Raw genomic sequence first — 25,186 nt, 5'->3', positions numbered from 1 at the left:
GGCCAGTTCATGGCGGGGTCGGTCGAGGTGCCGTCGTCTGTCATCGCCTCTCCGGAGAGCCGCCTCCTCGAGCCGGGTTTCGCTTTGGCCGATGGACTGACGAGTCGCGGCGACGGGATCGCCCCCCGATTCGACCGTAGCGCCACACACCCGCCCTGACCTCAGCGAACGGATCGCATTCCGCGCACAAAGATGCGTCAACGCGTCGTTGACGGGCGATCCGTGGCGGAGCCAGGGTGAGGGAGACATCGGATTCCGATCACACGTTTTCCGGTCGGCGACAGTGAGGAGGCCGTGGTGATCCGGACAGACACCCGCGAGAACACCGAGTGCGGCGACCAGCGCGAAGCGGCCGACCTCGCCACGGCACCAACGGGCCTCCCCGAGGCCGGCCGTCAACTCTCCTTCCAGCGGTGCCGGTGGTGCGGGACCCCGGCCTACCGCCGCTCGTTCTGCCGTGTCTGCGGGGCCATGGCCTTCGACCGAGAACGCAGCTCCGGCATGGGGGTCGTCGTTCGGCGGAACGGCAACGCCCAGCACAACACGTGGTTCGTCGCCATGGACGAGGGCTTCAACCTCCTCTGCCAGGTGACCGGTTCGTCTCCGGTCGTGGTGGCGGTCGGCGCACGGGTGACCGTCGTGGGGGCCGTCGCCCGGCACGGCCAGGGCCTTCCCGCAGTCGAGCTCATCCATCCGGCGCCGCTTCTGGAGCGCTGGTGGTGACGGCAATCGGATCCCCTGCGTCCACCAACAGAGAGGAGAGGTGCGTGAGCACCCATCACCACGTGCCGGACGAGCGAGCCGACGTGGACACAGGACGGGGCGCGTTGGAAGGGTTGCGCGTCGCCGACTTCTCCCGGGTTCTCGCGGGCCCCTACGCCACCATGCTCCTCGCCGACCTCGGTGCCGACGTGATCAAGATCGAGCGGCCGGGTGTCGGGGACGAGACCCGCACCTGGCACCCTCCGGCCGACGACGACGGCACGTCGACCTACTTCCTGAGTGTCAACCGGAACAAGAGATCGGTCGTCCTGGACCTGACCACGGAATCGGGCCGTGGGCAGGCACGAGCCCTGGTCGCGGAATCCGACGTCCTGGTCGAGAACTTCCGGCCGGGCACGATGGAGCGGCTGGGCCTCGGCCATCAGGAGCTCCGTGCGCGGTACCCGCGTCTGGTCTACTGCTCGATCAGCGGGTTCGGCAGCGGCGAGGGCGCCGCGATCCCCGGGTACGACCTGCTCGTGCAAGCCGTCGGCGGCCTGATGAGCGTGACCGGGACCGCGGACGGGCAGCCGGTGAAGGCGGGTGTGGCGCTGGTCGACGTGATCACCGGACTGCACGCCTCGCTCGGCGTTCTCGCGGCTCTCCGGCACCGGGACGCGACGGGGCAGGGACAACTCGTCGAGGTGAACCTCCTCGGCTCCCTGCTGTCGGCCATGGTCAACCAGGCGTCGGCGTTCGCCGTCGCCGGTGTCGTCCCCGGGCGTATGGGCAACGCGCACCCGAGCATCGCCCCGTACGAGACCTTCCCGACGGCCGACCGCCCGATCGCCCTCGCGGTGGGCAACGACCGGCAGTTCGCGATGCTCACGCAGACCCTCGGGCAGCCCGGCCTCGCGGACGACGACCGCTTCCGCACCAACACCGACCGGGTCGCCCACCGCGTCGAGCTACGGGAAATCCTGACCCGGCTACTGAGCACCCGGGGCGCGGACCACTGGTCGGATGTCCTGCTGGCCGCCGGCGTCCCGGCCGGTCCGGTCAACGGCGTCGACGAGGCGTTCGCCTTCGCCCGGCGACTCGGCCTGCCCGGCATCGTCGAGATCCCCGCCGCGGCTGCCGAGGGCGCGGACGGCAGGCCCTCCCGGCAGGTCGCCCATCCCGTCGCGCTGAGCGGAACGCCCGCACGGTACCTGCTGCCCCCGCCGCAACTGGGCCGGCACACCGAGGAGATCCTCCGCGGCCTGACCGGCCACGCCTCCGAGTGACGTGGGCCGCCGCCCGCAGCCACGCCCCCTTCCACAAGTCACCTGTACACCTGCCTATCAAGGAGCCACTCATGAGCACCAAGCCGCTGAAGGACCCCCTCGACCTGCTCGACATCGCCTCCGTCCTCACCGACGAGGAGCGCGAGATCCAGGCCACCGTCGGCAAGTTCCTTGCCGACCGGGTCCGACCGCACATCGGCGAGTGGTTCGAGAACGCACACTTCGCCCGTGAACTCGCTCCGGAGCTGGGCAAGTTGGGCGTACTCGGCATGCATCTCGAAGGGTATGGCTGTGCCGGGACGAACGCGGTCAGCTACGGTCTGGCCTGCCTGGAGCTGGAGGCGGCGGACTCGGGCTTCAGAAGCTTCGTCTCGGTGCAGGGCTCGCTGTCGATGTTCTCCATCTGGAAGTGGGGTTCGGAGGAGCAGAAGCAGGAGTGGCTGCCCCGGCTGGCCGCCGGTGAGGCGATCGGCTGCTTCGGCCTGACCGAACCCGACTTCGGCAGCAACCCCTCGGGGATGCGCACCAGGGCCGTCCGGGACGGCGACGACTGGATCCTGAACGGCTCCAAGATGTGGATCACCAACGGCGGCATCGCCGATGTGGCCACGGTCTGGGCCCAGACCGAGGACGGTGTCCGCGGTTTCCTCGTCCCGCGCGGCACCGCTGGCTTCACCACCCAGGACATCAAGCACAAGATGTCGCTGCGCGCGTCCATCACCTCGGAGCTGTATTTCGACAACGTGCGACTGCCGGACTCGGCGCGGCTGCCGCTCGCCGAGGGCCTGCGCGGCCCGCTGTCCTGCCTGAACGAGGCCCGCTTCGGCATCCTGTTCGGCGCGGTCGGCGCGGCCCGCGACTCGGTTCAGGCAGCCGTCGACTACGCCGACTCACGGGTGCAGTTCGGCAAGCCGATCAGCGCCTTCCAGCTCACGCAGAAGAAGCTCGCCGACATGACCCTGTCCCTGGGCAACGCCGCACTTCTCGCCCTGCACCTGGGCCGCCTGAAGGACCAGCACCGCATCCGGTCCGAGCAGATCAGCGTCGGCAAGCTCAACAACGTGCGCGAAGCCATCGCCATCGCGCGGGAGTGCCGCACCATCCTCGGCGCCAACGGCATCTCCCTGGAGTACTCACCGCTGCGCCACGCCAACAACCTCGAGTCCGTCCTCACATACGAGGGCACCACCGAGATGCACACGCTGGTCGTCGGCCAGGCGATCACCGGCTACCCCGCGTTCCGCTGACCGCCCGGCTGAAGGGAGACGAACGTGAACATCGTCGTACTCGTCAAGCAGGTACCGGACACCGGCGCGGAACGCATCCTGTCCGGGAAAGACCACACTCTGGACCGCGAAGGCCCCGAGCTCGTCCTGGACGAGATCAACGAGCGCGCTGCGGAGGTGGCGCTGACGTTGAAGGAGACGGTGGGCGCCGACGTCACCGTGGTGTCGATGGGACCCGACTCGGCGCTGGAGGCCGTCCGCAAGGTTCTGGCGATGGGGGCGGACAGCGGCATCCACATCTGCGACGACCGGCTCCGGGGCGCCGACGTGGTGAGCACCGCAAGAGTGCTGGCCGCGGCCGTACGGACGGTGGAGGACGTGGATCTGGTCCTCGCGGGCGACGCCACGACCGACGGACAGTCCGGCGCGGTCCCCGCCGTCGTAGCGGACCTCCTCGGCCTGCCACAGCTGACGCACGTGCGGGAACTGCAGGTGGAGGCGGGACGGGTGCGCGCGGAGCGCGAGACCGAGAGCGGCGGGGCGACGCTCGACGCACCACTGCCCGCGCTGGTCAGCGTCACCGAGAAGATCAACGAACCACGCTACCCCTCCTTCAAGGGGATCATGGCCGCGAAGAGGAAGCCGGTGGAGACGGTCGACCTCGACGACCTGTTCCCCGACGCCGACGGCACCGAGTTCCTCGTGACCCGAACCCGTGTGGTGGAAGCCGTTCCCCGTGCGGCCCGGGCCGCCGGAATCCGTGTCACGGACGACGGCTCGGCCGGTCGGCAACTCGTCGACTACCTGATGGCCCAGAAGCTCGTCTGACCCACCCCGACCGAGAAGCAGGCACCCATGCCCGATGTCCTCGTCCTCGTCGACCACGACGGGGAGCGTGTCCTCAAGTCCACGTACGAACTCCTGACCGCGGCGCGGCGGTGGGGCGACCCGGCCGCCGTCGTCGTGGGTACCCCCGGCACCGCGGCCCGCCTGACGGACTCCCTCGCCCGCCACGGTGCCACGCGCGTGCACGCGGCCGAGTCGGCCGAAGCGGGCGCGTTCCTCGGCACGCCGGCTGTCGACGCCCTCGAACGCGCGGTCCGGGAGGTATGTCCCGCGGCCGTTCTCATCTCGTCGACTGCGGACGGAAAGGAGGTGGCCGGGCGTCTCGCCGCGCGGGTGGACGCCGGGCTGCTGATCGACGCTGTCGACCTGTACCCATCCGGTGAGGTCACCCAGATCGTCTTCGGTGGCTCCTGCACCGTGCACTCACGGGTCACCCGCGGCATGGCGGTGATCGCCGTACGGCCGGGCTCCTTCGAGCCGGAAGAGCACCCCGTGGAGGCGACGTGGCACGGTCTCACCCTGCCGCCGATCGACCCCGCGGCGTCCGCCCGCATCACCGCCCGCCGCGCCGTGCTCGCGGGTGACCGGCCCGCGCTCACCGAGGCGGCCGTCGTCGTCTCCGGCGGACGCGGCGTCGGAGGAACGGACGGCTTCACAGTGGTGGAGGAGCTGGCCGACGCGCTGGGCGGTGCCGTGGGCGCCTCACGCGCCGCGGTCGACGCCGGCTACTACCCGCACCAGTACCAGGTGGGCCAGACCGGCAAGTCCGTCTCGCCCCAGCTGTACATCGCCCTGGGCATCTCCGGGGCGATCCAGCACCTCGCCGGGATGCAGACCTCCAAGATGATCGTCGCGGTCAACAAGGATCCTGAGGCACCCGTCTTCGGCCTGGCCGACTACGGCGTCGTGGGTGACCTGTTCGCGGTGGCTCCGCAGCTCACGCGGGAAGTGACCGTGCGCCGCGCCGACGGCTGAGCGTCTCGCGGCAGGCGAGCCGAGGCGGAGCTTTCGACCCGACCCCCGAACCGCGGGGGTGGGCCGGGAGCTCCGCCTCGGCCGTTGTGTCACGCTGTCTGGTACGTGAAGAACCCCCGCCCCGACTTGCGCCCCAGCAGACCCGATTCGACCATGCGGCGCAGCAGCGGGGGAGGGGCGTACAGCGGCTCCCGGTACTCCTCGTACAGCGCCTCACCTATCGCCGCCACGGTGTCCAGGCCGATGAGGTCGGCGAGGCGCAGCGGGCCCATCGGATGGGCGCAGCCGGCGGTCATCCCCGTGTCGATGTCCTCCGCCGTCGCCGTGCCGGAACCCACCATGCGCACCGCCGCCAACAGGTACGGAATCAGCAGGGAGTTCACCACGAACCCGGCGCGATCCTGGGCGAGGATCGTCCGCTTGCCCAGGACCTCGTCCGCGAAGGCACGCACCCGCAGTGTCGTGGCCTTCGACGTGTGCAGCGAGGGGATGACCTCGACCAGAGGCATGACGGGGACCGGGTTGAAGAAGTGCAGTCCGACCACTGCTTCCGGCCGCCCCGCCGCGACGCCGAGCCGGGTGATGGGGATCGAGGAGGTGTTGCTGGCCAGCACGGCGGCCGGGTCCGTCACCACCTTGCCCAACTGCCGGAACAGGGCTGTCTTGGCCTGCTCGTCCTCTACGGCGGCCTCGATGACCAGATCTGCCCCGGACAGGCGGGAGAGATCGCCGCTGACCGAGATTCCGGCCAGCGCGTGCGCACGGTCTTCGGACGTGATTGCGCCGAACTTCTCCGCCTTGAGCAGGGAGTCCGCGATGCCCGCCAGGCCGGCACGAGCCCGGTCCTCGGTCGCGTCGCACAGTGTGACGTGCACTCCTGCCCGGGCGCAGACCTCCGCGATGCCCCGGCCCATCTGGCCGGCTCCGACGACACCCACGTGCTTGATCACTGTCATGTGCTCCTCCGCCTGTCGCTCCTTCCGGCGGCGGTCGACTCACGTCGCCGGGATGTGTGGTGCGGTTCGAGCCTAAGGCGGGCGTACCCCTTCTGACCTGCTAAAACAGTGCGTCATCCGCGTACAAACCTGCGTCGGCCCGGTGGTGAGAAAGCTTCACCCGGTGGCCGTCGCCGCGGCCGCGACCTCGCGCAGTCGGTGGATCACCGCACGGACCGCGGGCGAGGTCTCGGCCCTGCGGTACGCCCCGACGAGCCGGGTGGTCAGGGCCACGTCCTTCAGGGGGCGGTACGCCACCCCCGGGATGTGCACGCGCCGCAGCGAAGCCGGTACCAGGGCGACAGCCAGACCACCACCCACGAGGGTCAGGGCCGCGATGAAGTCCCGCACCGGGGGAGCGCAGCGCGGGCTGAAGCCCCCCTGGCCGGCCACTTCGAGGATCTGGTCGCGGCAACCGTACTCCTCGTCGAAGTGCGGGGCCACGAAGCACTCGTCGCGCAGCTGCGCCGCCGGGACCGCTTCGTACGCCGCCAGGGGCGCGGTGGCCGGCAGCGCCAGAACGACCTGTTCGGTGAGCAGGCAGGTGGCTGTCACCTCGGGTGGGTACTCCGGCCGCCAGCGCAGGAAGCCGACATCGATGTCCCCGCAGGCCAGGGCTTTCAGCTGAGCCGGCGTCTCCAACTCGCGTACGTGCACGGTAAGTTCAGTGCCGCTGGCTGCGCAGCGGGTGAGGACGTCGGTCAGCACTCCGGAGAACGCGGCGGAGGCGACGTACGCGATCTGGGCATGGCCCAGCTCCCCGCGACCGGCACGCCGGCCCACCGCCTCGGCCCGAGCGGCCTGCGCAAGGGTCAGCCGTGCTTCTTCGAGGAACAGCCGTCCGGCGCCGGTCAGCGCCGGGCGGGTGCGCCGTCCCCGGTCGACGAGCCGCACGCCCAGGTGGGTCTCCAGCGCCCTGATCTGGGCGCTGAGCGCCGACGGAGCGAGGTGCAGACGGTCCGAGGCACGCGCGAAGTGCAGTTCCTCCGCGACGACGACGAACGATTCCAGCCAGCGCAGTTCCACCGGCTCCTCCGTCTTGCTGGATCGCCCCGCGGCGGCGTCAGGGCAGAACAGGGCCGCCGCGGGGTGAGTATGGGGCATCCGCGGTTCAGGGGATCACGACGTAGTTGCTGAATCCGCCGTCGAGGTCCGTCGCGCGTCCCGAGATCGCTTCGTTGACCTCGGACAGCGAGAAGGGCTTGGTGATCAGGTAGGACAGATCCAGAGCCCCGGTGGCCACCATGTCGGCGACCTCCTGGCCCTGTGCGGTGGTGAACCAGTTGGAGCCGATCAGCTGGACCTGTTCGTCCATGAGCCACTTCACGTCCACCGGCAGACGGTCGGCGACACCGCCGACGTTGACCACCCGTCCGCCGCGGCGGACGCCCTGCATCGAATCGAACATCGTCTCCACCGGGGCCTTGGCACCGAGCGCGCTGATGACGAAGTCCGCGCCCTCTCCGCCGGTGCGGGACTTGGCCCACGCGCCGCTGGAGCCCTCGCCCAGCCGCATGACCTCGATCCGGTCCGGAGCCAGCTCCTGGACCCGCTTGAGGAGTTTCTCGTTGCGCCCCGTCCCGAGGACCTTGGAGACACCCGAGGCCAGCGCGAGAAGGGTGGAGGCGACGCCGAGCGTGCCGGTGATTCCGTCGATCAGCGCGACCTGGCCGGGGCCGGCCGCGGCGTGCCTGAGGGCCCCGTAGGAAGTGCCGATGTAGCCGAGCTTGCCGGCCTGCTCGAACGTCATGGTGTCGGGGATGTTGACGATGGCGTGCTGCGGCGCGGTCATGTACTCGGCGAAGCCGCCGTACGGGTAGAGATCGAAGATCCGCTGGCCGTCGCGGGAGGTGCTGAAGTAGCCGTTCAGGGTGAAGTAGCGGCACCGGCTGAGCTCGCCGCCGCGGCACACCTGGCAACTGCCGCAGGACCGCAGCGGGCTGACGTAGACCCGGTCGCCGGGCCTGGTGTTGAGCACTGCCTCGCCGACTGCCTCGACCACGCCCGCGGGGTCCAGACCGAAGATCGCGGGCAGCTTGGGCAGTGGCTGGTGCGGATACCAGGTGGGCCAGTTGTCGATCACATTGGCCATGTTCGGCACGATTCCGCATGCCTCGACCCGCACCAGCACATCGGTCGGCCGAGGGGTGGGCACGTCGATCGTGTCCACGGACATCGGCTCACCGAGCGCGTGCAGTCGTGCAGCGAGCATTTTCGCCATTGAAATACTCCGGTATTGAAGGGCAGTACGCTGCCGACTACGAATTCGGGAACGGGTGGGGGTAATTGTCCTCGAGGTCGATGTCCAGCAGGCCCATGATGCGGACACCGGAGTTGTACCAGGCGATGGACAACGACAGTTCGATCATCTGTTGGGTCGTGAGACGGTCGGCGGCGGCCCGCCATGTCTCGTCCGAGACCTCGACATGGAGCGTGGACTCCTTCGCGAGGCGCATGACCGCCTTCTCCGTCTCGTCGAACAGGCCGGACGATTCGAAGTCGTCGACAGCCGCGAGTTGTTCCTCGCTGAGTCCGGCCTTGAGCCCGTGCGACTGGTGGTGCGCGACCTCGTAAGCGGACCGGGTCGCGTGTCCCACGGTCAGGATGGCCAGCTCACGCAGGGCCGGGCTGAGGTCGGCGGCCCGCAGGGAGTTGGCGTAGGTCAGGAAGGCATCCAGTTGTGCCGGGGCGCCCGCCAACGCGAGGAAGATGTTCGCCGTCGGAACCTTGCGCTCGGCCTCGAGCCGGTCGTACAGGGGTTTCTGTGCCTCGTCCGCGTCCTCGCGGCGCTGGTAGGGAACGCGTGCCATGGGTGTCTCCTCGGGGACGGACGGGTCAGTGGGCGGACTGTTCGGACAGGAACCGCTCGAGCGTCATCGGTTTCGGCAGTTCGGCGGGTGGCGTCTGTGACACGCCCACGAACGGTGACGCCTCGAAGTACCACTTCTCCAGCGCCGGGAAGCCCCAGCGGACATTGGTGCTCAGCGAACCCGCGTCCCAGCGCACGGGTTCGATCTCCGTGTCGATGGTCTGGTAGTGGGCGTTGAAGACCTCCACCCGGTGCCCGTCCGGGTCACGGAGATAGGTGTAGAGCATGCCGCCCGGACCGTGCCGTCCGGGACCGCGCTCGACGCCCTCGCCGTAGCCGAGGATCCCCGCCCAGTCGCAGGCGGTGAAGATGTCGCGGCTCTCGGAGACGGTGTACGCGAAATGGTGCAGGGCGGGCCCGGTGTTCTCCACGACCGCCAGGTCCAGGGTGGTGCCCTTGCGGTACATGAAAGACCCCAGCAGCTTGTCGCCATGAGCCAGGTACTCGGAGTTCCGGAAGCCGAGTTCGCCGTAGAAGGCGGTCAGTTCGTAGGTGTTTGGCGCGAAGGTCTGGAAGTGGTCGAGCCGCTGCGCGTGTGCGCCCTTGTGGTGCTCGAAGCTGATGTGGAGCCTCGGCCGCGTCTCCATGTGCGCGCAGAGTTCGAGCGGCGTACCGATGGGGTCGGTGACGTGCAGGGTGCGGCTCTGGTACGGCAGGTCGACCCACTCCGCGGGCAGGCCCCGCTCACGGAACCACGCGTAGGCGATGTCGAGATCCTCGTCGAGGAAGACCCTGAACCCGATCCTCCGGCAGGCGCCGGCGCCCTCCTCGGCCCGCTCCAGTACGAGGCTGTGGTGGCAGGCCTCGGCCAGGCCGCGGAGGTAGCAGGTGCGCTCGTCCTCGTCGCTGACGACGAGCCCGAGGGCATTGACGTAGAAGTTCCGGCTCTCGGCGAGATCGGCCACGGTGAGACGCACATGGCTGGTTCGGGTGATATTGAAACTCGGGCGCAGATTTACGGGGGGCAGCATGCTGGTCTCCGTGCTCCGATCGGCTCTCGATTTCGATGACTCTAATACGGATAGATGTTTTACGGCTCGGTAGGGGAAGGCCGGGAACCGGCGAATGCGAAAGCGGACCATCCGCTGAATTCCGCGGAATCGCCGAGGGACTCCTCGATGCGCAGGACCTCGTTCCACTTGGCCATGCGCTCGGAGCGTGTGAACGAGCCGACCTTCAGCTGGCCCGCGTCCCAGCCGACGCTCAGATGGGCGATGGTGACGTCCTCGGTCTCCCCGGACCTGGCCGAGACGATCGTGCCGAAGCCGGCGTCCTTTCCGGCGCGCAGGGCCTGGAACGCCTCCGACACGGTGCCGGCCTGATTGGGCTTGACGAGAACGGCGTTGGCTGCGCCGCTGATGGAGGCCGCCTCGACCCGCTTGGCGTTCGTGACGAGGTAGTCGTCACCGATGACCTGGCAACGGTGGCCGTAGCGCCGGGTGAACTCCACCATCCCGTCGGTGTCGTCCTCGCCCACCGGATCCTCGACGGAGAGGACCGGGTACTGCTCGATCCAGCCGCCCAGCATGTCGATCAGGCCGGCGGTGTCCAGCGTGCGGTTGTCGAGCGCGAGCGTGTACCGCCCACCGCTGCCGAACTGCGAGGCCGCGACGTCCAGCGAGATGCCGACCTGGGTCGAGGGTGTGAAGCCCGCGGTCTCGATCGCCAGGGTGAGCATCTCCAGCGCCTCCTCGTTGGAGTCGAACGCGGGCCAGAATCCGCCCTCGTCCGCCACGCCCTGGACCCTGCCGGCCTTGCGCATCAGGCTGCCGGCCGCCCGGTAGATCTCCGCCGTCCAGTCCAGGGCCTCGGAGAAGCTCGCTGCCGCCGGGCAGACGACCATGAAGTCCTGGACGTCGACACGGCGGTCCGCGTGCGCTCCGCCGCCGAAGATCTGAATCTCCGGCAGGGGGATGCGCACCGGCCGCCCGCTCGCCAGGTGCCGCCACAGGGGTGCGCCGGCCGACGCCGCGGCGGCGTGCAGCACGGCCATGGAGGTGGCCACGATCGCGTTGCCGCCGAGACGGCTTCGGTCGGGGGTTCCGTCCAGGTCCACCAGGAGCCGGTCGACGTTTTCCTGGTCGCTCGCGTCGCGGTTCAGCAGAGCGGGTGCGATCTCCCGGTCGACCGAACCGACGGCGTGCAGCACGTCCAGTCCGCCGAACCGTGCGCCGCCGTCGCGCAGATCGAGCGCCTCGCCCTGGCCCGTCGAGGCACCCGCGGGCGCGATGGCCCTGCCCGTCGCACCGTCCGCGAGGTGGACCTCGACCTCCACGGTCGGCCGCCCGCGTGAGTCCCACACCCTGCGCCCCTGGAGTGTGGCGATCCGAGCGTCTGTCATGGCAGTGAGACCTTCCGACGTAGTGCTATCGATAGCACAATGGTGCGAACCGGCGGTGCTTGTGTCAAGGGGGGAGGGTCTGAGGTTTGGCTCCACGCTGTTCCGTCTCGTGACTCAGACGCGCGTCGCCTTCGTGCTATCGTTCGCACAACCCGCTCCCGCCACCTTTGTGTGGCGCTCCGGCGCAGACTCCGGCGGGCCCGCGTGCCTGGACGGACAGCACAGGTGGCGTGGGTTCGCCGGGCCGGTCGCGGCCGACAGGAAAGTGAGCCCCTATGACACCCGGACCCTCCGCGGCGCCCCTGATCCTCACCACGGTTGTGGCCAGCACGCGTCCCGGACGGGTGGGCAGATCCGTCGCGGACTGGTTCTGCGCCCGGGTCGCGGAATACGGGCGGTTCGAGTCGCACACGGTGGACCTGTGCGAACTCGCTCTGCCGTTCCTCGACGAGCCGCATCCGCCGGTCCTGCGGCAGTACACCAAGAGCCATACCCGCGCCTGGAGCCGGATCGTCGAGGCGTCGGACGCGTTCGTGTTCGTCACCCCCGAATACAACGGCGGCTTTCCGGCTCCCCTGAAGAACGCGTGGGACTACCTCGCCGTGGAGTGGCAGCACAAGCCCGCCGCGTTCGTCAGCTACGGGGGTGTCTCGGCGGGCACGCGGGCGGTGCAGATGGCCAAGCAGGTCGTGGCCAATCTGAGGATGCTGCCGATCGGTCCGACCGTGAGCATCCCGTTCGTCGGCGAACAGGTCCAGGACGGTGCTTTCCGGCCCGGCAAGCTGCATGAGTCGGCCGCCGAGCACCTGCTCGACGAACTGACCCGGACGGCAACCGTCATGCGGCGGCTGCGCAGCGGAACGTACTGACGCCGTGCCGCGCGACTCGGCGCCCGGAGTGATCGGTCACTCCGGCTGCCTTCGCGATCGCGGGTGGCGGACGTCCGTGACGTCGCGCCTCAGGCGGATCCGGGCGGAGCCCCGCCGTCCGGGGGCGCCGTGCTGCCGCGCAGGACCAGGGACCCGGGGGAGATCGACGTGTACGGGCCGTCGTTGCCCGGCTCCGTCTTCAGGCGACGCAGCAGCCACAGCGCGCAGCCGGTCGCCATCTCCTGGATCGGCAGCCCGATCGTGGTGAGTCCGGGCCCCCACCAGGAGAAGCCGGGCTCGTCGCCGAACCCGACCACCGACAACTCCCCGGGGACCTTCACGCCTTGCCGGGACAGCTCCTCCAGGACACCCAGGGTGATCTGGACCGATCCCACCACCAGTGCGGAGGGCGCGTCCGGAGCCCCGAGGAGCCGGCGCACCGTCTCGCGGCCGTGCTCGACCGACGACGGCGGTCCCAGCTCTGTGCGCCCCGCCTCGTCCGGCAGGCCGCCCTCGCGCAGCGCGTCGCGGAAGCCCCGCAGTCGTTGCGCGCCGGTGGGAAGCTCTTCGGGGCCTCCGAGGTAGGCGATGCGGGTGTGGCCCTGCGTCACGAGATGAGCCGTGGCCTGGCGCAGGGCCTCGTGGTCGTCGACGCCGAACCACTGGGAGCCGAGCAGGGGGTGCTTGCGCAGCAGCTGCAAGTGCGGGACGGCGCGCAGGAGTTTGGCGGACTCGCTGTGCGGGCGGGCCGTCGGCACGATGATGATCCCCGCGACGCGGTTCGCGGACAGCTCCCGCAGCTGGCGCAGCTCCGCCATGCGGTCGTCGTCGGTCTCCGACAGCATGAGCTGGAAGCCCTCGGCCTCCATGTTCTTCGACAGCTCGTGGGCGATGGTCGAGTAGAAGCTGTTGCGGATGTCCGGGATCACGAGTGCGACCACGTTGCTGGACGCGCCGCGCATCATGCGTGCCGCGCGGTTGCCGACGTAGCCCATCTCCGTCGCGGCCTGCCGCACCCGGCCCTTGGTCTCCTCGCTGATGCGCGGATCATCGGCGAGTGCCCGTCCCACCGTCGACACGGAGACTCCGAGGCGTTCGGCGATGTCCCTGGTCGTGATCACGTGAAGGGGCTCCCTGGACTGACTGGTACCGCATCGTCACCGACTCTGTGCCAACGATAGCACTCGCATTGTGCTCGGCGTTCGTTGAAGCGGGGCGACCGGTTGATCACCGGCGTCATGCTAACGTTAGCACTGCTGGAGGGGTCGTGCAGTCGCCTGCGGCTGCCTAGTTGCGGAGGTTTCCGTGCGGATCGTCAGGTATGCCGTCGGCGGCGTGTGTCACTATGGAGAATTCATATCCGGTGACTCCCGGATCGTCAGATGCGAAGGTGATCCCTTTACCGGGCTGTCCCCTGTCGGGCAGGTGGACGACGTCGGCGACGTCGTCATTCTTCCGCCGGTCGAACGGCCTCGGATCTTCGGCTTCGCATACAACTACGCCTCACATGTCGACGAAACCGACCGTGAGGTTCCGGAAGTCCCCGTGTGCTTCATGAAGCCGAGTACGGCCGTGGTCGGGCCGGGAGATGCCATTGTCTACCCGGCGGATGCGGAACTCATTCATTTCGAGGGTGAGTTGGTCTCCGTCATCGGTAGGGAAGCCCGTCATGTGAAAGCCGCCCAGGCCCATGCGTACATTCTCGGCTACACGTGTGGAAACGATGTCAGTGACCGCATCGTCCAACGCAGGGAGAGCGCGTTCGGGACGCTCCTGATCGGAAAGGGTCAGGACACCTTCGCACCCCTCGGACCCGTCATCGCGACCGATCTCGACCCCTCGGACCTGACCCTGACGACCCGCCTGAACGGCGCCGTCGTGCAGTCGGCGAGCACGGCCGACCTGCTGCTCACGGTCCCCGACCTGGTCAGTTACCTCAGCCGTCACCTGACGCTGCTGCCGGGAGACGTGATCATGACCGGCACACCTTCAGGAGTCGGACCGATCCGTCCCGGGGACGAGGTCGAGGTCGAGATCGAGGGCATCGGGGTCCTGCGCAATCCTGTGGTGGCCGACAGCCGTTGACGCCGTAGGGCGAGCGTGCATCAAGGGGCCCGCCCACCGCCGAGCGGTGGGCAGGCCCCTTTCCCGTGGCCGTCAGCGGACCGCGCTGCTGAACTGCGCCGGGCGGACGAAGGTGAGGGCGGCGACACCCATCAGTGGTAGGAGGGTGACCTGCAGCATCCCGGCCCCGCTCCAGCCGAACGAGTCCACCAGGGCGGCGAAGAGCAGGCCCGAGAAGGCCGCCGGCCCGTAGTAGCTGGTGACGAACAGCCCGGAAGCGCGTCCGATCTGGGAGGGGCGGACGGCCCGCTGCAACGCGCTGTTGGTGTTGGGGTAGATGAATCCCAGCCCGAAGGCACCCATGAGGAAGGCGAACACACACTGCACACCGACTCCCGCATGGGTCTCGTAGATGCCCACGCTGATGGCGGAGACGGCCAGCAGGCTGAGGATCAGCAGGGTGCGCTGGTTCACGCGGTCGCCGAGCCAGCCGCCGAAGATCGCCAGCATCCCGCCGAAGCCCAGGAAGCTCATGGCCAGGGCGGCCTGCTCGGCGGAGTAGTGGAGCGAGGTGATGAGGAACGTCGGGTAGAGGCCGAGAAACCCGTAGATCGCGACGCCGCTGACGACCGCGTGGACGGCCAGGGCAAGGGAGTTGCGGTTGTAGGCGGAGGCCGGCATGTGTTCGGCGTCCCCGGTCGTGACGGCCTGCTCGACGGAGCGCTCGGTCAGGGCGGTCCTGACCAGGAACGCGGAGGCCGCGGCGATCAGCAGTCCGGCCGTGCCGAACAGGTAGAAGGGGGAGTGCCAGGTGCCGTGCATGCTCATCAGCTCGACGCCGATCAGCGGGGCGATGAACACGCCCACGGAATAGCCCAGGCCGATGGTGCCGAAGGCGAGTCCGCGCCGGTGGGCGAAGTAGGCGCCCATCGCCGCGAAGATCGCGGCGGACTGCATGCCCTCACCGAAGCCGGAGACGACCCGGTACAAGGTCATGTCGGCGAAGCCGACGGCCAGAGGTGTGGCCATCGTGCCCAGGGAGTAGAGCACGATGCTGACCAGCAGTACCGTCTTGCGGCGGAAACGATCCAGGAGGTAGCCCGCGGGCAGGCCGGCCAGGGCCATGCCGAGGGTGAAGTTCGTCGCGAGGAGCCCGCCCTGTTCCAGGGAGAACCCGTACTCCTCCCGAATGCTGGGCAGCAGGGGCGGGAAGACCTGGCGGTCCATCGCGTTGACCATGTAGGAGAGGACGATCAGCAGAAAGCCCACCGCGATCATGGCCCGCGAAAGGGGAGGACGGCTGCTTTCCCGCGTCCCGTCGGCGAGCACTGCGCCGGTGTCGACTTGCGCTGCGTGAGTCATAGCGGCTCCTGAGGAGGAATGGGCCACGGCAGGCCGCGGCGATGCCTGCCGGCACGGGGAGCGTGCGGGCATCGGCGAAAGAAGAGGGTGAGCAGAACACGGACTTGATCGAGTCGGGGCCGTTGAGGCTGCCGCCGACTGGCGGAACGGGGCGAACGGCTGCCGCGCGATCGGATGCCGCATGCGGAATTCAGCCGTATGTCGCCCGTCGGGGACGTCCGTGGCTATGGCGTCTTCGACAGCCGGGTCTCGTGCAACTCCCTATTGTTCCTGCACGGTCGGCGTTGGCTGAAACCATGAAGGGAAGTCACCGGCGCGTCAAGATGTGAACGGGGGATTTCTTCGGTGGTTTCGATTTCTCGAGGTGGCCGGGTTTCCGGATGTGCGTGTCCTTACTCGCCGCTCGCACGCACTCCGCACTCTTGACGTGCCGAAGCACGTCAGTGCTATCGTTAGCATCGCGTGGCTGTGACAGAGTGATTCGACATGCCCCGACATCTCGTGACCCGTTCCAGGGGCGTACCGCGGCGTTGGCGCCGACCACAAGTCGGCGCACGCCGGCCGTTCACCCGAGCCCTTCGACCCTCTCCCTCCCGCCCATGGCGGTTCAAGGCCTTCGGACCTGCCGTGAGACGCACGATTCTGTGAGGACGACCTGCGATGAAACCACCGAGCCGCTCCGGCACCGTGCTGCTCACCGACTACGCCTGGCCCGACGACTGCGTCGAGCGGTCGGTCATCGAGCAGGCGGGCCACACCCTGGTGACCGGCCCCGCCGAGCCCGCCTCCGCCCAGGCGATCGAGGCGCTGGTGGCCGAGCACCGGCCCGACGGGATCCTGACCTGCTGGGCGCCCGTCTCCGCCACCGCGATCGGCGCCTCGCCGGACCTGCGCGTCGTGGCCAGGCTCGGGGTCGGCCTCGACAACATCGCCACGGACACGGCCACCGAGCGGGGCGTATGGGTCACCAACGTGCCGGACTACTGCGTCGAGGAGGTCTCCGACCACGCCGTCGGCATGGTGCTGGCCTGGACGCGGGGGCTGGTGGTGTTCGACCGCGAGGTGCGGGCGGGCCGCTGGGATCCCGCGACCGCCCGGTTGCGCCGGCTGTCGACGCTGACCTGCGGCATCGTCGGCTTCGGGCGGATCGGACGGGCCACGGCCCGCAAGCTCGGAGCGTTCGGCTGCCGGATCCTCGCCCACGATCCCCACCCGCTCGGGGACGTCCCCGGAGTGGAGCTGGTGGACCTGGATGAACTGCTGCGGCGCAGCGACGCGGTGATCCTCCACCTGCCGCTCACACCCGGCACGCACCACATCATCGGGGCCGGACAGCTGGCGCTGATGCCGCCGGGTGGCCTGCTGGTCAATGTCAGCCGGGGCGGTCTGGTCGACACCGACGCGGTGATCGAGGCACTGGCCGGCGGGCAGCTGGACGGAGCCGCCTTCGACGTCCTGGAATCCGAACCGCACGTCCCCGCCGCACTGCTGGACCGGCCGGGCGCCCTGCTCACCCCGCACGTCGCCTTCTCCTCCGACGCGTCGGTCACGGAACTGCGCCGTCGCGCCGCCGAGGAGGTCGTACGGATCCTGGCGGACGAGGCCCCGGCCCATGCCTGCAACACTCCCCGCGGTCTGCCCGCCGGAGCGGGTGACCCGCGATGAGCGCGCCGTCCACGCGGTCGGTCCCAGGCCCGGTTCCCGACACCGCCCTGACGGACTTCCTGATCACTCACCAGCTCGCCGAGGCCGGTGACGCCGCACGCTGGACCCCACTGGCCGGCGGAGTCTCGTCCGATCTGTGGCGGGTTGACCTGCAGGAACGGTCCCTCTGCGTCAAACGAGCCCTGGCGAGGCTGAAGGTCGCGGCCGACTGGCAGGCACCGGTGTCGCGCAACGCCTTCGAATGGGCGTGGATGCGGTTCGCCGCCCGGCACCGCCCGGACAGCGTGCCGGAGCTGCTGGCTCACGACCCCACCGCCGGCCTCTTCGCCATGGCGTATCTGCCCCCCGAGCGGTATCCCATGTGGAAGGCACAACTGCTGCACGGCGAGGTGCGGACGGTGACCGCTGCGGCCGTAGGAGAGCTGCTGGGCAGCCTGCACGCGGCCGCCGCGGGAGACAGCGCCCTCGCCGCGGAGTTCGCCACCGACGACAACTTCCACGCGCTGCGCATCGACCCGTACCTGCTGGCAACGGCCGCCGCGCATCCAGCCCTGGCCCACGTCCTCGAGGGCCTCGCCGATCGCACGGTCCGGACCCGCCTGACCCTCGTGCACGGCGACGTCAGTCCCAAGAACATCCTCGTCGGCTCATCGGCGCCCGTACTGCTGGACGCCGAATGCGCCTGGTACGGAGACCCGGCCTTCGACCTGGCCTTCTGCGTCAGCCATCTGCTCCTCAAGAGTCTGGTCGTACCAGGCCGCCGCGCAGAACTCACCACGTCGGCCCACGTGTTGGCCGTGGAGTACGCCCGGTGCGTCGACTGGGAGCCGCTGCCGGCACTCGAAGCCCGGGCCGCTTCACTACTGCCGGCGCTGCTGCTCGCCCGCGTGGACGGCAAGTCACCGGTCGAGTACCTCACGGAAGAACGGCAGCGTCTGTTCGTACGCACGGTCGCGGCGGCGCTGCTGCGGGCACCCGCGCCTACGGTGGCGGACGTCGTGGACGTATGGGCCGCCGCCCTGTCGGCCTCGACCGGGCTCGGCAATTCCCGGACCGCCGGGCCCGACCGAGGAGAGAGGCATGCGTAGAGTCGTCACCGGGCATGACGAGAGCGGCAGGTCGGTCGTCGTCAGTGACGGCTCGATCCCGCGCAGCCGGGAGTTCACCAGTCTGCCGGGCTGGGTGTCCCGCCTGCCATGGGCCACCGAGCCCGGCGAGGGGATCGACCGGGCCGGGGAAGACTCCACCTGCGAGGTCACCAGCCTGCTCCCGGCGCCCGGCGGCACCCGGTTCATCGTCCTCACCTTCCCGCCCGAGGCGGCGATGGCCGACCCGGCCTTCGACCCCGTCGCCTTCGACCGGGAGCAACGGGCCGACTCGCCGGGCCTCGCCGAACTCATCGAGCCGGACGGCATGCACGCGACGCCGACCGTTGACTACGCCATCGTCCTGCAGGGCGAGATCGTCCTCGAACTCGACGACGGCCACTGCACCCGGCTCTCGGCCGGGGACATCGTCGTCCAGAACGGCACGAGGCACGCGTGGCGCAACCGCAGCGGCCGGCCGGTCACGATGGCCTTCGTCCTCGTCGGGGCGGAGCGCGATCACTGACCGGGTGGGGGAGCGTCGACGCAGGAGGAGCCAGACTTCGGAGAAGGCAAGGCCGTGCTCGTCAGTGAGCACCCCGCATGGCAGCCCAGGGGCATCAAGCGCCAGTCGCAGGTCACGCGAGACAGCCGTGCCATGGCTGGCCGGCTGTCGACGTGTGCACCGCCGCTGTGAACGCAGGGCCGAGCACGTCCTCACGCTCGTCGCCATCGCCGCAGGCGCGGCAGCCCACCCGGCCCACGCGCAACCGGCTGAGCACGCCCCGGTTGCCGGCCTTGGCCGGTTCCGGCAGCTCCTGGTGCAGATGCCTCACGGCACGCCGTGCAGGGCGGCTGCGTCGCCCCTTGTCTCCTCGCGCTGCCGCGGCTCGTCCTCGACGACGCGGCTCACCGGTCGCCACTGAAGTGCTCGAGGACCTCATCGCTGCAGTCGTCCGCGCCGACCTTGCTTCGTGAGAAGGCCAGCACGCCGTCGTCCGCGCCTTCTCGCCTGGCCTTGGCCAGCTGCGTCTCGATGTCGGCGATGTGCTCGGCACACTCGGCGCTGACGGGTTCCTCGGGGTGCGGGTCCGGTGCCGAGGCGGCATTCAGCCAGGCGGTTGCGGCGATACCCACCGCGCATGACACCATCCACGCACCGATCCACGTGTGGCGGCTCGTCCGTATCAGCTTGCGCATCCAGGCATCCTACGAGTCGTCGACGGGTCGAACTCCTCACCGGGAAGCCGGTCGTGGGGTCGGTCACCGCCCCCCAGAGAGGCGTCGCCGTCGTCCGGGAGTCGTTCCCGATCCCCGTCCACGAGCCCTGAGGCACCGGCTCGGTCGCAGGAATCAAGGACGGTGAGACCCGGCCACTGCTGCCAGGCCTCACCGTGGCACCGACGCGCCTTATTGGACGAGCTCCCAGTCCTGTGATCCGTCGGCGACCGCGTTCTGCAGGGTGAGCTGCCCACCGGCGGTCGCACCGGTCAGGTACAGGCTCGTGTTCTTGAGCGACTGCAGTCTGTAGAAGCCGTCGCTGGTCTTGACGAGGTTCCAGCTGCCCGTCTTGCTGTCGTCGACCCACTGGCCGATCTTCTGCCCGACGGTCGCGTTCCCGGTCCAGATGGCCGCCGCCCGTCCGCCCGACTTGTTCAGCAGAGTCTTGCCGCCGTTCGGCTCGGACACGATGTGCCAGTACTGGGTGTCGGGGTTCGCCGCTGAGCCCGGGGCCTCCAGCCGAACGTCCGGCACATCTCCGTTGCCGATGTTCGCGTCGTTGGTCTTGTTCCCGGTGCCGATCACCTGGTCGGTCTTGCGGTTCACCAACTGGTGGTAGGCCCCGGCCGACTGGCCGAGGTCGACTTCGGCGAACCTGAGGGTCGACGTGCCCTGGTTGTTGAGTATCGAGATGCGGCCGGTGCCCTCGACGTACTGCAGATTGCGGCTGTATCCGGCCTGCGAGGTCGTCTGGTACTCCTTCCACGTGCCGTTGCTGCGACCGCTCTCGTTGACCCACACGTTGCCGCTGCCCGCGGCGTTGTAGACCAGGCGGCCACCGGGGAGCCTGATGACGACCGGGCTGCCGCCCGCCGCGAGCGTGCGGGAACCCGTATCACGCGGCAGGCTGTCGACGCCCGTGCCGGTGCGTGAGCCCGTGTAGAACTTCAGCGGGTCATCGGCGATCCGGTACCGGGTGTTGGCTCCGCCGCCCCAGTATTCGTAGGTGATCATCCACTTGCCGTCCGTCGTGCGGACGACGTTGGGCATGCCGGGGCGGCCGCCGCCGATCTCGGCCTTTCCGCCGCCCATGTCCTGGGTCAGGCCCGCGATGTCCACGACCGGATCGCTCCACGCGGAACTGCGGCCGTCCCAGGTCCTGTGCACCAGGATCTGGCCGTGCGAATCCGGGGCCGTGCCGTTGGCGGGGTCCAGGGTGGGCACGCCGGTGGCCGGGTGGAAGCCGGTGTAGTCGTTCTCGTCGGAGTAGTAGCAGACGAGTCGGCCCTTGTGGACCATCAGGTACGGCTCCCAGAGCGCATCCACCTGCTTGTTCGTGTTGGCGTCCGCGATGTTCTGGCCGACCGCGCCCGCGCTGCCGCCTTGCCAGCCGCCCGTGGCAACGACGTTGACGACCTTCCAGGTCGCACCGTCGTCGGTGCTCGAGTACAGCGCGATCGCCAGGTCCTTGCGGTCGCCGTCGTTGGACGGCGTCCAGTTCGGGTCGGCGGCCTTGTGCTCCTTGTAGTAGTAGTCGTCGCCCGACACGACACTCGCGAGGAGCAGCGTGCCCTGCTTCAGATCGCCGACGTCCTGCGGAAGGACGTACAGGAACGGGTTGGTCCAGTTGCTCGTGTACTTGGCGTACTTGGCGTCGCTGGAGAGCTGGGCGGGGGCCTTGACCTCGGACAGTGGCTGCCACGTCGTGCCGTGGTCGTCGCTCCTGTAGACCGGGAGGGTCTGCTGGTCCGCGCTGCCCGTCGCCGAGACGACCGTGGACTTCTCGAACGACGCGACCAGGCGCCCGCCCGGCAGCTGCGCGGATTTCGGGTAGACCGCGCAGTTGCCCCGCCCCTTCAGGCACGGCTCACTTCCGAGCTGGTACAGAGTGCCGCCCGTCGGATCGTACGCCTGTGCGCTGGTCATGGGTATCGCCAGCGCCGCGGATGTCGCGGCGAAGGCACCGAGCGCCCTTCCTGCTCTTCTTCTGTTCATGTCACTCCTTTGTGGGTCGATCAAGGCTGGGCGGCGGAGACGACGACCCGTACGTCCCAGGGGCCGAGCTCCAGTGCGGAGCCGGCGGGGACGGGGGCGTCCGTGAGGGCGTCGGAGAAGTCCATCGGCGCGGGGAGGCTGGTGGGCTCCCAGCTCCAGTTGTGGACGATGTGGACGCGGCGTCCGTCCGGTGAGGTGCCGGTGGTCGCGGTGACGGAAGCGGGAAGACCGCTCCATCCGCTGCGCGGTGTGGGGGTCAGCCAGGCGGTGAGCGCCCGGGCGAGGCCGCGGCCGGGTACCGTTCCCACACAGGTGACGCGTCCCTCGCCGCGGCGGCGTGTGGTGATGGCCGGCCAGCGGCCGAAGTGCGGGTCGTCGTACGCCGCGAGAACGTCGGCGTCGAGAACCGTGAGGCCTTCGATCCACTGAGTCGCTGTCGCGTCGGTGGGTACGTCGAACGGTGTGCCGGGCAGGGCGCGGACCGGAACCGCGCGCTTGAGGTTGCTGAACTCGTCGTAGGTGACGCCCGCTGCCTCGGTGAGGCGCCCGGGTGCGGGCTCGTGGCGGGCCCTCGCCTGGTGGTCGGCGTACGCCGTCCGAGGGCCGAGTACGAGGTGGCCTCCCGCACGGGCATAGGCGTCCAGCCAGTCGAGCGTCGCGTCGTCGACCACGTACAGTGCCGCGGCGACCAGGACCGGGTGACGGAGTGCGGCCGCCTCTGGTGTCATCGTGGGCAGTTGGCGGGCGTGGACGAGGCGCACCTGGCGGCCGGCGTCACATGCGCCCCGGTAGAAGGGGTCGACGATGCGGTGGTAGGCGGCGGGGTCCGGTTCCCCGTCCGGGGTCGCGAGCGGCGGGTACTTCTGCATCAGCCACTTGCTGGGCGTGGAGTAGACGATCGTGAGGTCGGCGTCCGGTTCGATCCCCGCGACGAGCGGTCCGGCCTTGGCGAACTCAGCCCCCAGGCGGGCCAGTTCGGCGTAGGTTCGGCCGGGCCGTCCGCTGTGCGGCAGAACGCCGCCCCAGTAGGTCTCGGCGCCGAAGCGCAGGGTCTGCCACTGCCAGTACTCGATCATCCGTGCGCCCCGCGCGACGAGCGCCCAGGCGGCCTGCCGCCACTGCCCGTCGTAGGCGGGCTGGTTGTCCCAGGGAAAACCGATGGAGCTCGCGTTGGTCTCGGTGACGAGGAACGGCTCCTGGCGGGAGGAGAACATCCAGTCCGCGGTCTGGTACAACGACCAGACACCCGTGGTCTTCCAGATCTGTTCGTGGTCGTCGGGCGTGGGGTCCGGCAGCAGGAGACCGTCCTGCATGTCGTAGTACGGGTTGCCGGAGGCGATGTCGAGCCCGGCGGACAACTCGTCGTCCGCGACTGCCTGGCGCGTGTAGGAGATGCAGGTCGTGACGAACTGACCGGGCTCGGCGTACTCGCGGACGATGTCGGCCTGCCAGCCGATGAACTCGGTGACCTGGCGGGCCTGGAACTCCCGCCAGGCGACGTCGTACTGGGGCTGGACATTGCCGTCCGGGGTCCACAGGTCGGCCCAGGTGGACAGGCGGTGCGACCAGTAGACCAGGCCCCACTCGCGGTTGAGCGTCTCGACATCCGTGTATGTCTCGCGGAGGTGGTCCACGAAGCGCTGGAAGACGCCGTGGTTGTGGAGGAGGTGCAGACCGGGTTCGTTGTCGACCTGCCAGCCGATGACCGCAGGGTGGCCGGCGTAGCGGGCGACGATCTTTCGGATCACTCGTTCCGCGTGGTGGCGAAAGGCGGGGTGGGTGAAGTCGGCCTCCTGGCGGGCGCCCCAGCCGTGGCGCCGGCCGGTGGCGGACTCGCCGGTGATCTCCGGGTACTGGCGGGCCAGCCAGGGCGGCACGGCGTAGGTAGGGGTGCCGAGGATGACGGAGATGCCACGTTCGTGGGCGCCGTCGAGGACCGGCTGCAGCCAGTCGAGGTCGAAGCGTCCGTTCTCCGGCTCCCAGGTGGACCAGACCGACTCACCGACCCGGATGACGTTGAAGTGTGCTTCCACCATCAGGTCGAGGTCGGTCTTCAACCGGTCCTCGGGCTGCAGGCCGGAGTCGTATGCGGGCGTGTACTCGTGGTAGTACGCGGCGCCGAACAGGACGTGGGCGGGCAGATCCGCCATGGGGAGAACCTCCAGGGGGTGAGGGCGACGAGGGTGGGCGCCTGGGTCACTGCTTGACGCTGCCGGTGGCCAGCCCGCTCTGCCAGTAGCGCTGGAGCAGGAGGAAGGCCACCACGAGCGGGACGATCGAGAGGAGGGAACCCGTCACGACGAGCGCGAGCATGTCGCTGTTGGCGCCGCCTCCGCCGTTCTGTGCCTGGGCGGCCCAGGACGACAGCCCCACCGTGATGGGGTACAGCTTGGGATCGTTGAGCATGATCAGCGGCAGGAAGTAGTTGTTCCAGGTCGCCACGAGGGTGAGGAGCACAACGGTCACCAGGCCCGGGGCGAGCAACCTGAGGGCGATGCGGCAGAAGATCCGTGCCTCGCCGGCTCCGTCGATGCGGGCGGCCTCCAGGAGGCTGTCCGGGACGGCGTCTTCGGCGTAGACGCGCATGAGGTAGAGACCGAAGGGATTGACGAGCGAGGGCAGGATGACCGCCCACGGGGTGTTGACCAGGCCGGCCTTCGCGAACAGCAGATAGGTCGGGATCGCCAGGGCGGTGGCGGGCACCATGACGGCGCCGAGGACCATGTTGAAGGCGATGCGGTCGCCGCGGAAGCGGAACTTGGCGAAGCCGTACCCGGCGGCGGCCGCGAGCAGGGCGGCGCCGACGGCGCTGACCCCCGCGTACACCGCGGTGTTGAGCAGCCAGTGCAGGAAGACGCCGTCGTCCTGGGCGAAGGTCTCCTTGATGTTGGTCAGCAGCTGTGGGGCGTGGGAGAACCAGAGCCCGAAACTGTTGAACAGGTCCCGGGTGCTTTTGGTGGATGCCGCGAGCAGCCAGCAGAGCGGCAGGAGGAAATAGGCGAGGGCGGCCAGCATGGCGATCGTCAGCGGGGTGCTGCGGCGGGGTCGGCGACGGCGCGGTCGCGCCGGCCCGGCGGGAGCCGGCGCCGCGACCTGAACGATCTCGGCTGAGGGTGCGGTGGTGGTCACGGCGTCCTCCTGCGGTTCGCGGTGAGCAGGACGGCGTAGGAGACGATCACGATGACCAGCCCCAGCAGGAACGACACCGTGGCCGCGTAGTTGAGCTGATTGCCCGTGAAGGCGAGGGAGTAGGCGTAGAGGTTGGCGGTGTAGGAGCTGCTGATGACATCAGGGGCGATCTTCATCAGCAGGTTGGGTTCGTTGAACAGCTGGAAGCTGCCGATCACGGAGAACAGCAAGGTCAGCAGGAGCGCCGGCCGCAGCGCCGGCAGCTTGATCGACCGGGCGATCCGCCAGGCGCCCGCCCCGTCCATCGCGGCCGCCTCGTACAGCTCCTGCGGGATGGTCCGCAGGGCCGCGTACAGGATGATCATGTTGTAGCCGACGAACTCCCAGGTCACGATGTTCGCCAGGCTGCCGAGCATCCAGCTCTCGCTGAGGAAGTGCGGTACGGGCAACCCCAGTTCGCGGCTCAGCTGGCTGAAGGGACCGAAGTCCGGTCCGTACAGGTAGCCCCACATCAGCGCGGCGACCACGCTCGGGACGGCGTACGGGACGAAGATGC

At 69.3% G+C, this 25,186-nt stretch carries 24 protein-coding genes; 10 read left to right on the top strand and 14 right to left on the bottom strand.

Going from position 1 to position 25,186, the window contains the following annotated elements; genetic code table 11:
- Positions 1 to 297 precede the first annotated feature (297 nt).
- The 5 genes from ABZ281_RS04635 (at position 298) to ABZ281_RS04615 (ending at position 5,035) form a co-directional block, all read left to right on the top strand.
- Positions 298 to 723: a hypothetical protein gene (locus ABZ281_RS04635; protein WP_356652063.1), complete on the top strand. Its 426-nt coding sequence runs from the start codon at positions 298 to 300 to the stop codon at positions 721 to 723.
- 44 nt (positions 724 to 767) lie between these two features.
- Positions 768 to 1,988, top strand: coding sequence for a CoA transferase (locus ABZ281_RS04630; RefSeq protein ID WP_356652061.1), 1,221 nt, complete (start codon positions 768 to 770; stop codon positions 1,986 to 1,988).
- A gap of 71 nt (positions 1,989 to 2,059) precedes the next feature.
- Entirely contained in the window at positions 2,060 to 3,235 is a 1,176-nt protein-coding gene (locus ABZ281_RS04625) for an acyl-CoA dehydrogenase family protein (protein WP_356652059.1), read from the top strand.
- Positions 3,236 to 3,259: 24 nt separating this feature from the next.
- Positions 3,260 to 4,042, top strand: coding sequence for an electron transfer flavoprotein subunit beta/FixA family protein (locus tag ABZ281_RS04620; RefSeq protein ID WP_356652057.1), 783 nt, complete (start codon positions 3,260 to 3,262; stop codon positions 4,040 to 4,042).
- A 27-nt stretch (positions 4,043 to 4,069) separates the two neighbouring features.
- A complete protein-coding gene (locus ABZ281_RS04615; protein ID WP_356652055.1) occupies positions 4,070 to 5,035 on the top strand; it encodes an electron transfer flavoprotein subunit alpha/FixB family protein in 966 nt (321 codons plus the stop codon).
- 89 nt (positions 5,036 to 5,124) lie between these two features.
- Here the strand turns inward: ABZ281_RS04615 and ABZ281_RS04610 are convergent, their stop codons facing one another.
- From ABZ281_RS04610 to eno, 6 genes are all read right to left on the bottom strand, one after another.
- Positions 5,125 to 5,991, bottom strand: a complete 867-nt coding sequence (locus ABZ281_RS04610; RefSeq protein ID WP_356652053.1) for a 3-hydroxybutyryl-CoA dehydrogenase — start codon at positions 5,989 to 5,991, stop codon at positions 5,125 to 5,127.
- 156 nt (positions 5,992 to 6,147) lie between these two features.
- The gene (locus ABZ281_RS04605) at positions 6,148 to 7,134 is read right to left on the bottom strand and encodes a LysR substrate-binding domain-containing protein (protein WP_356652051.1); all 987 of its coding nucleotides are present in this window, start codon (positions 7,132 to 7,134) and stop codon (positions 6,148 to 6,150) included.
- A 7-nt stretch (positions 7,135 to 7,141) separates the two neighbouring features.
- Positions 7,142 to 8,242 carry an alcohol dehydrogenase catalytic domain-containing protein gene (locus ABZ281_RS04600; protein WP_356652049.1) on the bottom strand — a complete coding sequence of 367 codons (1,101 nt, stop codon included), beginning with the start codon at positions 8,240 to 8,242 and terminating at the stop codon, positions 7,142 to 7,144.
- A 46-nt stretch (positions 8,243 to 8,288) separates the two neighbouring features.
- Positions 8,289 to 8,840: a carboxymuconolactone decarboxylase family protein gene (locus tag ABZ281_RS04595; protein ID WP_356652047.1), complete on the bottom strand. Its 552-nt coding sequence runs from the start codon at positions 8,838 to 8,840 to the stop codon at positions 8,289 to 8,291.
- A gap of 25 nt (positions 8,841 to 8,865) precedes the next feature.
- Positions 8,866 to 9,870: a VOC family protein gene (locus ABZ281_RS04590; protein ID WP_356652045.1), complete on the bottom strand. Its 1,005-nt coding sequence runs from the start codon at positions 9,868 to 9,870 to the stop codon at positions 8,866 to 8,868.
- Between the two features lie 59 nt (positions 9,871 to 9,929).
- Positions 9,930 to 11,240: a phosphopyruvate hydratase gene (gene eno / locus ABZ281_RS04585; RefSeq protein WP_356652043.1), complete on the bottom strand. Its 1,311-nt coding sequence runs from the start codon at positions 11,238 to 11,240 to the stop codon at positions 9,930 to 9,932.
- A 275-nt stretch (positions 11,241 to 11,515) separates the two neighbouring features.
- On the opposite strand from eno, the gene ABZ281_RS04580 reads away from it, so the two are divergent.
- A complete protein-coding gene (locus ABZ281_RS04580; protein ID WP_356652041.1) occupies positions 11,516 to 12,109 on the top strand; it encodes an NAD(P)H-dependent oxidoreductase in 594 nt (197 codons plus the stop codon).
- A gap of 89 nt (positions 12,110 to 12,198) precedes the next feature.
- Here the strand turns inward: ABZ281_RS04580 and ABZ281_RS04575 are convergent, their stop codons facing one another.
- The gene (locus tag ABZ281_RS04575; protein ID WP_356652039.1) at positions 12,199 to 13,230 is read right to left on the bottom strand and encodes a LacI family DNA-binding transcriptional regulator; all 1,032 of its coding nucleotides are present in this window, start codon (positions 13,228 to 13,230) and stop codon (positions 12,199 to 12,201) included.
- Positions 13,231 to 13,414: 184 nt separating this feature from the next.
- On the opposite strand from ABZ281_RS04575, the gene ABZ281_RS04570 reads away from it, so the two are divergent.
- Positions 13,415 to 14,194, top strand: a complete 780-nt coding sequence (locus ABZ281_RS04570; protein ID WP_356652037.1) for a fumarylacetoacetate hydrolase family protein — start codon at positions 13,415 to 13,417, stop codon at positions 14,192 to 14,194.
- A gap of 72 nt (positions 14,195 to 14,266) precedes the next feature.
- Here the strand turns inward: ABZ281_RS04570 and ABZ281_RS04565 are convergent, their stop codons facing one another.
- Positions 14,267 to 15,535 carry an MFS transporter gene (locus ABZ281_RS04565; protein WP_356652035.1) on the bottom strand — a complete coding sequence of 423 codons (1,269 nt, stop codon included), beginning with the start codon at positions 15,533 to 15,535 and terminating at the stop codon, positions 14,267 to 14,269.
- A gap of 660 nt (positions 15,536 to 16,195) precedes the next feature.
- Between ABZ281_RS04565 and ABZ281_RS04560 the strand changes: the two genes are divergently transcribed.
- From ABZ281_RS04560 to ABZ281_RS04550, 3 genes are read left to right on the top strand one after another with little or no spacing between them, the layout of a single operon-like run.
- On the top strand, positions 16,196 to 17,200 hold the full coding sequence (locus tag ABZ281_RS04560) for a C-terminal binding protein (RefSeq protein WP_356652033.1): 1,005 nt from the start codon (positions 16,196 to 16,198) through the stop codon (positions 17,198 to 17,200).
- Positions 17,197 to 18,288 carry an aminoglycoside phosphotransferase family protein gene (locus ABZ281_RS04555; protein ID WP_356652031.1) on the top strand — a complete coding sequence of 364 codons (1,092 nt, stop codon included), beginning with the start codon at positions 17,197 to 17,199 and terminating at the stop codon, positions 18,286 to 18,288. Before ABZ281_RS04560 ends, ABZ281_RS04555 begins: the two co-directional genes overlap by 4 nt.
- Positions 18,281 to 18,811 carry a cupin domain-containing protein gene (locus ABZ281_RS04550; RefSeq protein WP_356652029.1) on the top strand — a complete coding sequence of 177 codons (531 nt, stop codon included), beginning with the start codon at positions 18,281 to 18,283 and terminating at the stop codon, positions 18,809 to 18,811. The genes ABZ281_RS04555 and ABZ281_RS04550 overlap by 8 nt, the downstream gene beginning before the upstream one ends.
- 112 nt (positions 18,812 to 18,923) lie before the next feature.
- Here the strand turns inward: ABZ281_RS04550 and ABZ281_RS04545 are convergent, their stop codons facing one another.
- The 6 genes from ABZ281_RS04545 to ABZ281_RS04520 form a co-directional block, all read right to left on the bottom strand.
- Entirely contained in the window at positions 18,924 to 19,121 is a 198-nt protein-coding gene (locus ABZ281_RS04545; protein WP_356652027.1) for a hypothetical protein, read from the bottom strand.
- Positions 19,122 to 19,194: 73 nt separating this feature from the next.
- Positions 19,195 to 19,485 (bottom strand): hypothetical protein, encoded by a 291-nt coding sequence (locus ABZ281_RS04540; RefSeq protein WP_356652026.1) that lies wholly within the window; start codon positions 19,483 to 19,485, stop codon positions 19,195 to 19,197.
- A 210-nt stretch (positions 19,486 to 19,695) separates the two neighbouring features.
- Positions 19,696 to 21,501, bottom strand: a complete 1,806-nt coding sequence (locus ABZ281_RS04535) for an RICIN domain-containing protein (protein WP_356652024.1) — start codon at positions 21,499 to 21,501, stop codon at positions 19,696 to 19,698.
- A gap of 20 nt (positions 21,502 to 21,521) precedes the next feature.
- Positions 21,522 to 23,651 carry a beta-galactosidase gene (locus tag ABZ281_RS04530; protein WP_356652022.1) on the bottom strand — a complete coding sequence of 710 codons (2,130 nt, stop codon included), beginning with the start codon at positions 23,649 to 23,651 and terminating at the stop codon, positions 21,522 to 21,524.
- Positions 23,652 to 23,697: 46 nt separating this feature from the next.
- Positions 23,698 to 24,630: a carbohydrate ABC transporter permease gene (locus tag ABZ281_RS04525; protein ID WP_356652020.1), complete on the bottom strand. Its 933-nt coding sequence runs from the start codon at positions 24,628 to 24,630 to the stop codon at positions 23,698 to 23,700.
- Positions 24,627 to 25,186, bottom strand: a 560-nt coding sequence (locus ABZ281_RS04520) for a sugar ABC transporter permease (protein ID WP_356652018.1), incomplete at its 5' end; no start/stop codon positions are given. The genes ABZ281_RS04520 and ABZ281_RS04525, both read right to left, overlap by 4 nt.

The organism is Streptomyces sp. NPDC006265 (genome assembly GCF_040613555.1).
Classification (GTDB): Bacteria; Actinomycetota; Actinomycetes; order Streptomycetales; family Streptomycetaceae; genus Streptomyces.
Note: the sequence above shows the minus strand (reverse complement) of the source record. Positions and strands in the feature narration are given on the sequence as shown.